This window comes from Wolbachia endosymbiont of Drosophila seguyi, from assembly GCF_028981765.1.
GTDB lineage: Bacteria > Pseudomonadota > Alphaproteobacteria > Rickettsiales > Anaplasmataceae > Wolbachia > Wolbachia pipientis.
Window position 1 is genome coordinate 1 of the sequence record NZ_JAPQLM010000167.1, and the last position, 8,880, is coordinate 8,880.

The window sequence follows — 8,880 nt, forward strand, 5'->3', positions numbered from 1 at the left end:
AGTCGAAGTAAGTAGCGTATATACCTACAAAGAGCTTAGTATAGATAAACTAAAGTATGAGTATGAAATCACAGTTGGTAGTGATTATATAAAACAAAAGGTAAATTCCAGGTTGCAAGAGATAGCAGAAAATGCAAAATCACCTGGATTTAGGGCTGGAAAGATGCCCTATGACCTTGTTGTTGCAAATTATAAAAACGAGGCTTTGGAATATGTGATAAATAATACAATTGATTATTGCTCAAGTGATTTGATGAAAAAAATTGAAGTCAAGTCTCACATTTATCCTAAGGTTGATGTTATATCATTACCAGATCTGGGCAAAGAAAATGAGGAGGGCAATTTTGTATACAAGCTATCTTTTGAGTCGATGCCTGAAGTACCAGTGATAGATCTTGACAAAATAAACTTAAAGAAAATTGAAGCAAAGATTGAAGAGGAAGATATAAAAGAATTTATTGATTCTATTAAAACAAAGTTCCCCAATTTCGCCTCTGTTGATGATGCTTCTTATCAAGCGAAAGATGGGGATAAATTGATAATTGATTTTGAAGGGCGGATTAGGAATAAGCTCTTTCAAGGTGGAAGTAGCAAAAATTTTGCCGTTAATTTAGGGTCTGGCACATTTATTAATGGTTTTGAAGATCAATTAACTGGTATGAAAAAGGGAGAAACAAAGAACTTTAAGTTGAAATTTCCTGAAAATTACCAAGCCATTTCCCTTGCAGGACAGGAAGCTGATTTTTCTGTGCGAGTTAATGAGATTCAAATTGCCAAAGATTTTGAAAATGATGATGAAATAGCTAAGAGTATTGGGTTTAAAGATTATTCTTTGCTAATAAATCATGCAAAAAAAATGATTGGTGATCAGTGCACCGAAATGAGAAATCTCTTAATTAAAAAGGAGCTGTTTGATTATTTGGATGCTAATTATAGTTTTGATTTACCCACAGACATAGTAAAACAGGAGCAACAAAGAATGGAAGGAGAATTGGGTGCTCAAAATGATTCTCGTAAAGAAGCTGAAAAACGTGTAAAGCTTGCTATGTTATTTATGAAATTTAGTGCAGAACATAAAATATCATTAACTCAAAATGATGTTTTGAGTGTTATTGTAAATCAATATGTCAGTAAAGATGTGCAATTTGACAGAGTACTTAAGCATTTTGAATCAAATAAACAATTTCAAGAATTAGTTAGAGGGCAAGCGCTTGAGTATAAAGTGACAGATTATATAATAGAAAAAGTTAGTAAAGAAGAGCAGATTGTTTCTGTGAAAGAATTAAAGGAATTATTTGATAATATTTAATAGGGAAAGGTATGACTCTTATACCAATTGTAGTTGAACAAACTAGTCGCGGTGAGCGCGCTTATGACATATATTCAAGACTAGTGAAAGAAAGAATAATTTTTGTAACAGGTCCTATTGAAGACAATATGGCCAGTGTAATAGTAGCACAGCTTTTATTTTTAGAATCGGAAAATCCCGATAAAGACATTTGTATGTACATCAACTCACCAGGTGGTGTTGTAACTGCTGGTTTGTCGATCTACGATACAATGCAGTATATAAACCCAGACGTTTCAACTTTATGTATAGGTCAAGCTGCGTCTATGGGTTCTTTATTGCTTGCAGCTGGTACAAAAGGTAAGCGCTACTCTCTACCTCATTCAAGAATTATGATACATCAGCCATCTGGTGGTTATCATGGTCAAGCAACTGATATAGAAATACATGCTAATGAAATTTTGCGGGTTAAGAAAAAACTCAATCAAATTTATGAAAAACATACTGGAAATTCACTGAAGAAAATTGAAGGAATGATGGAAAGAGATAAATTCATGGATCCTGAAGAAGCAAGGAAAATTGGCTTAATTGACAGGGTGATAGCTGAGCGTACAGATATTGAAATTGAAAATATTAAAGTTAAACAAAAGGTGGGTTAATGGATAACAATAATGATTTACACTACTGTTCTTTTTGCAACAAGGCGCAAGATGAAGTAGATAAATTGATTACTAACTCTTCGGATGGTTTAAAGGTGTTTATTTGTAATGAGTGCATAGAATTATCCCATAAAGCAATAAGTCAAAAGAAAGATAGATCTTTTAATTCAGATCGTATATCTGATATGAAGCTATTACTAAAGAAACCTGAGGATATAAAAAACTTTCTCAGCAAGCATGTTGTAGGTCAAGAACACGCGCAACACGTTTTATCTGTAGCTATGTATAACCATTGTCAATCCATGGTACAATTTCATGCTATAAGTGATATTGAAATCGAGAAGTCAAATATAATGCTTATTGGTCCCACTGGTTCTGGTAAGACTTTGCTAGCCAAAACACTTGCTAAAGTTTCAGATGTGCCATTTGCTATGGCTGATGCGACAACTTTAACTGAGGCAGGTTATGTGGGTGATGATGTAGAAAGCGTGTTGTCGCGTTTATTACAAGCTGCAAATTATGACGTTGTAAAAGCACAGCGTGGTATAGTGTTTATAGATGAAATAGACAAAATTACAAGAAAATCTGAAAGCACTTCAATAACCCGTGACGTTTCAGGTGAAGGGGTCCAGCAAGCTCTGCTTAAGATTATGGAGGGTACAGTTGCTTATGTTCCGCCACAAGGAGGGCGAAAACACCCACAACAAGAGTTTATACAAGTGGATACTAGTAACATACTGTTTATTTGTGGAGGAGCTTTTGAAGGCCTCGATAAAATTATTGAAGCGAGAAAAAAGGGAACGTCAGTTGGCTTTGGAGCAGATATAAGTCAGTCTAAAGAGCAAAAGAAAAAGAATGCTTTACATGATGTTCAACCTGAAGATTTAATCAAATTCGGTTTAATACCCGAATTTGTAGGGCGGGTTCCAATAACTGCTGTTTTAGATGAGCTGGATCATGAAGATTTAATACATGTGTTGACAGAGCCAAGGAATGCACTAATAAAACAGTACAAAGCATTGCTTGCGTTTAGCAAAGTAAACCTTGAGTTTTCAGATGAAGCAATATCAGCTATTGCTAAAAAGGCTATAAGCTACAAAACAGGTGCAAGAATGTTACGTGCTATCTTGGAGTCACTTTTGCTTGACATTATGTATACATCTGGAAACGGAGGCTTTGAAGGTAGCACTATAGTAATCACTAAGAAAATGGTAGAATTAGGAAAAGCAACGGTTAATCATAATAACAATGGCAATGTTATAACGGTTAATGATTAATTTGAGGCATATATTATGAACATTGAACGTGCTGTAAGCTCTAGTTTTACTGCATTGCCAGTATTACCTTTAAGAGATGTAGTAATTTTTCCAAATATAATGGTGCCTTTATTCATAGGCAGAGAAAAATCTGTTAATGCACTAGAGTATGCAATAAGTAGTAGTAATCACCAAAATGAGATTTTTCTTGTAGCACAGAAAGATGGCTCTGTTGATAATCCAGAGCCTGAAGATCTTTATGAAGTAGGTGTGTTAGCAAGCATTGTACAACCGTTAATAAAATTACCTGACAATGTAGTAAAAGTTATAATCCGGGGGATAAGAAGGGGAAGAGTTGTAGAATATATTAGCTCTCATACTTTATTACAAGCCAGGGTAGAGTTAGACAATTATTATAAAGAAGATGAAGACAATATTGATTTAGAAGCTTTAAGGCGGTCTGTTGTAGACGCGTTCGATAGCTGGTGTAAGCTAAACAAGAAAAATCAACCCGAGGTTGCCATTAACTCCATTGATCAAATCAAAGAAGTTGATCAACTTGTAGACACGGTAGCTTCACATTTAAATATAAAAGTATCAGATAAACAAAGTATACTTGAGGCTTATGACCCAGAAGAGCGTTTAAAAAAAGCTTTTGCTTTTATTGAGAGAGAAATGAGTATTTTGAACGCACAAAACCGTTTATATAAGACAATTAAATCGCAAGTTGAAAGCACTCAGAAAGTTTACTACCTTAACGAGCAATTGAAAGCTATACAGAAAGAATTAGGCGAATTTGAGAATGGTGATGAAGGGAATATACTCAATGAATTTGAAAAAAAGATAAATGAAACAAAGCTTTCTCAGGAAGCAAGAGAGAAAGCTATAACTGATTTGAAGAGATACAAGAAAATGAATCCCATTTCTCCTGAAGCTACAGTTATATCTAGTTACTTGCATTGGTTGCTTGAGTTGCCATGGGGAAAGTACAAAGATGCAAAAATTAACTTAAATGCAGCTAAGAAAATCTTAGATGAAAATCATTATGGCATAGAGAAAGTAAAAGATAGAATAATAGAATTTTTAGCGGTATTAAAAAGAGTAAAAGAGATAAAAGGTCCTATACTTTGCTTAGTTGGACCGCCAGGTGTTGGTAAAACTTCTTTAGCTAAGTCTATGGCAAGAGCAGTAGGAAGAGGTTTTGTTCGCATAGCTCTTGGTGGTGTGCGTGATGAGTCTGAGATACGAGGGCATAGGAAAACTTATATTGGCTCAATGCCTGGTAAAATCATTCAACACATGAAAAAAGCTAATTCATGCAACCCGCTTTTTCTGCTTGATGAAATAGATAAGATGGGTTCTGATTCGCGTGGCGATCCTGCGTCTGCATTACTTGAGGTTTTAGATACTGAGCACAATAAACACTTTACGGATCATTACTTGGAAGTTGAGTTTGATCTTTCAAGTGTAATGTTTGTAGCTACGGCAAACAGCTTAAATTTACCACATCCTTTGCGTGATAGGATGGAAATTATACAATTGTCCGGGTATACTGAAGATGAAAAAATCAGTATTGCTACACACCACCTTATTCCGAAGTTAAAGAAGGAGCATGGTTTGTATCAGAAGGAATGGGACATAACTAATGAGGCGTTATACGAGTTGATACGTTTATATACACGTGAAAGTGGTGTGCGGAGTATGGAAAGGGAGCTTGCAAAGCTCATGAGAAAGGCAGTTAAAGAAATATTGACTGATAAAAATAAGAAAATATCCGTAGGGGTTGACAATTTACAAGATTATTTAGGGGTACGTAAATATACCTTTGGCATTGCGGAAAATGAGAGTTTAGTAGGAATAGTAACTGGGCTCGCCTATACTGAAACAGGTGGTGATATTTTGATGATAGAATCAGTCCTAATTCCGGGTAAGGGAGAAATAAAATACACAGGAAAGCTTGGAGAGGTTATGCAAGAATCTATAAAAGCTGCGTATAGTTATATTCGATCAAATTGTTTGTTTTTTGGTATAAAGCCCGAAAAATTCCAAAATAATGATATACATTTGCATGTACCTGAGGGTGCTGTACCAAAAGATGGCCCTTCTGCTGGCGGCGCAGTATGTACGTCTATTGTTTCTCTTATGACAAATATACCAGTTAACAAAAATGTTGCTATGACAGGCGAAGTGACATTGCGTGGTAGAGTTTTAGCTATCGGGGGCTTGAGAGAAAAATTGCTTGCAGCGCTCAGAGGATCAATCAAAACTGTGATTATACCAAGTGAAAATGAGAAAGATATGCAAGAAATTCCGGCAAGCATCAAAGAAGGGATCAACGTAGTTTTTGCTAAGAATATTGATGAAGTTATGAAAGTTGCTTTAATGCACCCTACTACTCCAATTAATGGTGATGATAATCAAAATAGTGTGCCTTCCTCTATAGAAAATAAAGATGATACTTTTCCTATATCGGAAACATTGAAGCATTAGATTAAGAAAATATTATCAATCTCCATTTCTCTTTTATCCGGCAAGAATCTACCAGCTTGTGCATTCCATAAGGATATGACTTGCTTTGTTGTTATGTCATTCATATTTTTTACTTATTCTATCTCCCAGTTTTATTCAAGTAGATGATATATTATAATAGTCCTTTTCATGGAAACCTTTTCTGGTAGATTGCTTTCTAGAAAAACCTTGGTCAAGGTGCTAACTGTGGTTTATAATAATATAAATCATATCATAGTTGATTTGCGTTTATCAGAGCTGGAGTAGAGGTATGTTTTATCTTACAAATTTTTTGCCTATTTTACTGTTCCTATTTCTTTTTGTAGGAAGTGGTATATATTTTACTATTCTTGGCGTGTCAAATGCTTTTTATCAGTTATCTCCACTGGTAGCCATTGTTCCTGCCATAGCTCTGGATTGGGTTTTATACAAGGGCAATACTGAAGAAAAAATGTATGCCTTTCTAGATGGGGTAAGAGATCGTAATATTATCACTATGTGTATCATTTTCTTACTTGCAGGTGCATTCAGTGAAGTAACTAAAGCAATCGGTAGTGCTGATGCCACAGTTAATTTGGCTCTTTCATTTATACCAACACAATTTTTACTCATAGGATTATTTTTTGTAGCAGCTTTCATCTCCACTGCTATTGGTACATCAATGGGCACCATTGCAACAATTGCTCCTATTGCAGTTGAACTGACACAAGCTGGGATTTCTCCTTCCTTAGGAGTTGCAACCGTTGTAGGAGGAGCAATGTTTGGCGACAATTTATCTATTATCTCTGATACTACAATTGCATCTGTGATGTCTCAAAAGGCTGATATAAAGAAAAAATTAAAACTGAATGCAAAAGTGGCACTAATTGCTTCTATATTCACAATAATTATATTATTTTATAGCTCAAGCAATAGTGCTGCTATTTCAGTTAAGGAGTATTCTTTATTGCTTGTGACTCCTTACATAATACTTATATTGCTTGCAAACTTTGGAATAAATGTATTTACGGCATTGGTTTTAAGCATAACTTTTGCTGGAATCATTGGATTTATAAATAACAACAATCATGGTTTATTGTTTTTAAGCCAAAACATCACCAAAGGGTTTATGAGTATGCATGAAATTATGCTACTGTCATTGATGGTTGGCGGGCTTTCAGGACTGGTAGGTAAAAATTCTAAGGAGCTTGCAGATAAACTTTCATCTTGGGTTATGATACAACGTGGTGGACAAAAAACTGCGCAATTATTTATTGCAAAAATAGTCAGCATATTTGATATTTTACTTGCAAATAACACCATCGCTATAATTTTTAGTGGTGAAATTGCTAGAGATATTGCTAAGAAATATGAAATACCGCCTCACTATAGTGCAGCATGGCTAGGCATATTTTCTTGTGTATTTCAAGGATTAATACCGTATGGCGCTCAATTGCTTTTGGCTAGCACTATTGCTGGAGTTTCACCTTTGGCAGTCGTGCCACACGTATACTATTGCTATGTTTTAGGTATTATTGCAGTGTTATATATTGTATTGAACAAAATTGAGAAAAAAGATTGTGCTTAATATACAAGACAACGCTCCGCTCTGTAGAAAATGGATGTTCTTGGCAGTATGTGCTCTTGCTTGCTCTGGGTTACTGTCAATAATTGTTATTTTTCTACGATTGCCTTTTATCTCCTCTCTTGTTCCTTCTGCACAATATATTTTTGATAATGCGCTGGTAATACACGTGAACTTGTCAATTTTAGTGTGGATGTGCTCTATAATATCTCTGCTCTTTATCATAAACCTACAAAATACCAATAGTTGGTTTAACTTTTCATGGGTTCTATCAACCCTTTCGATGCTGCTCATGTTTATATCCGCATTCGTTCCAAACACTGAAGTTATCAAAAGTAACTATATTCCCGTATTACAAAACAAATTATTTTTACTTGGACTCAGTTTATTTATTGCCAGTATATTAGTAAATACAATGCTAGCATACACATCAAAAAAAGAGGTTTCATTTCTCTCTGTTGGGCAAATTGGGCTAGTTATTATACTTGTATCGTCATTTCTTTGCTTTGTTTTAGCATATAATAATATGCCTCCAGGTCTATATCACTCAGATAATAATTTATTTTACGAATATCTCTTTTGGGGAGGCGGACATTTATTGCAGTTTGCTTTTACTCAAGGAATGTTTTTAGTCTATTTAATAATGCTAAGTTCCAATGATATTAGTTTAGCTTCAAACAATAAAATTACTATTTTACCACTATTTATAAACACGATTTTAGCTGTAGGCGCACCGTTTGTATATTTTGTTTATCCAGTTGATAGTGCCAAGTTAATACAGTTTTTTACTTGGCATATGAGGATTGCTGGAGCAGTTTTGCCGTGCTTTTTGATAATATTAGTGTGCTACAACATCAGAACTTTTATTAATGATAAAAGCAACTATTTATTACATTCATTTTTGTTGTTCACTTATGGAGATGTGCTCGGAGTGTTGACTATTGAAGGTAATGTCACGATTCCTGCTCATTATCACGGTTCTGTAGTTGGTATCACTATAGCTTTTATGAATTTTGTCTACTGGATGTTACCTAAATTAAACTTTAAAGAGATAAAAAGTTCCATGGTAAGATTACAGATTTATGCCTACAGTATAGGGCATTTTCTCCATATCACTGGCCTTGTGTGGCTTGGTGGATATGGTGCTTTAAGGAAGGTTGCAGATCTGCCAAGTATTTCGTCAATGTTAGCACGCACGTGCTTCATTATAGGTGGCGCTATATCAGTTGTTGGTGGAATGTTGTTCGTAATAATTGTGCTTTTACATCTGTTAAAAGGCAAAGCGCGTACCAACTGACCCATAGAAACAAAAAAAACTTCCTTGACAAACTCCGCCAGCCCCCTTATCATGAAACTGAAGCTATTTATTTATCTTCTCTGTACAGATTAAATGACAAAAAAACTCACGTATCTGGCGTCCCATGTTTAATTTTTTGCACTATGTGCACCTTATGTCTTTATAAAATTTCTAAGTTTTTACCTAATATAAGCTGAAATGCGCTTATAAAGCATTTAAAACATCAAAAAACGCCGATTTAAAAAATGGATAGTGAATAACTAGCTACCCTAGGGTTTCTTTTGCCTTTTTTTCTGTTTAGTAAATTT

Annotated in this window: 6 protein-coding genes; all 6 read left to right on the forward strand. The window is 34.8% G+C overall.

The features are described 5' to 3' along the window. Positions 1–1,309, forward strand: a 1,309-nt coding sequence (gene tig / locus OZD62_RS04240) for a trigger factor (protein WP_275019498.1), incomplete at its 5' end; no start/stop codon positions are given. Positions 1,310–1,320: 11 nt separating this feature from the next. Then, on the forward strand, positions 1,321–1,947 hold the full coding sequence (gene clpP / locus OZD62_RS04245) for an ATP-dependent Clp endopeptidase proteolytic subunit ClpP (RefSeq protein WP_006280254.1): 627 nt from the start codon (positions 1,321–1,323) through the stop codon (positions 1,945–1,947). Further along, positions 1,947–3,224, forward strand: coding sequence for an ATP-dependent Clp protease ATP-binding subunit ClpX (gene clpX, locus OZD62_RS04250; RefSeq protein ID WP_006279985.1), 1,278 nt, complete (start codon positions 1,947–1,949; stop codon positions 3,222–3,224). The genes clpP and clpX overlap by 1 nt, the downstream gene beginning before the upstream one ends. Positions 3,225–3,239: 15 nt before the next feature. Further along, positions 3,240–5,693, forward strand: coding sequence for an endopeptidase La (lon, locus tag OZD62_RS04255; protein WP_275019499.1), 2,454 nt, complete (start codon positions 3,240–3,242; stop codon positions 5,691–5,693). Positions 5,694–5,982: 289 nt separating this feature from the next. Beyond that, the gene (locus OZD62_RS04260; RefSeq protein ID WP_275019500.1) at positions 5,983–7,278 is read left to right on the forward strand and encodes a Na+/H+ antiporter NhaC family protein; all 1,296 of its coding nucleotides are present in this window, start codon (positions 5,983–5,985) and stop codon (positions 7,276–7,278) included. Positions 7,279–7,312: 34 nt separating this feature from the next. After that, positions 7,313–8,572 carry a cbb3-type cytochrome c oxidase subunit I gene (locus OZD62_RS04265; protein WP_010962509.1) on the forward strand — a complete coding sequence of 420 codons (1,260 nt, stop codon included), beginning with the start codon at positions 7,313–7,315 and terminating at the stop codon, positions 8,570–8,572. Positions 8,573–8,880: the final 308 nt, after the last annotated feature.

What these genes read in the sequence shown, in the direction of transcription:
- clpP (WP_006280254.1), top strand. Translation starts at nt 1,321, where the DNA reads ATGACTCTTATACCAATTGTAGTTGAACAAACTAGTCGCGGTGAGCGC.
- clpX (WP_006279985.1), top strand. Translation starts at nt 1,947, where the DNA reads ATGGATAACAATAATGATTTACACTACTGTTCTTTTTGCAACAAGGCG.
- lon (WP_275019499.1), top strand. Translation starts at nt 3,240, where the DNA reads ATGAACATTGAACGTGCTGTAAGCTCTAGTTTTACTGCATTGCCAGTA.
- OZD62_RS04260 (WP_275019500.1), top strand. Translation starts at nt 5,983, where the DNA reads ATGTTTTATCTTACAAATTTTTTGCCTATTTTACTGTTCCTATTTCTT.
- OZD62_RS04265 (WP_010962509.1), top strand. Translation starts at nt 7,313, where the DNA reads ATGTTCTTGGCAGTATGTGCTCTTGCTTGCTCTGGGTTACTGTCAATA.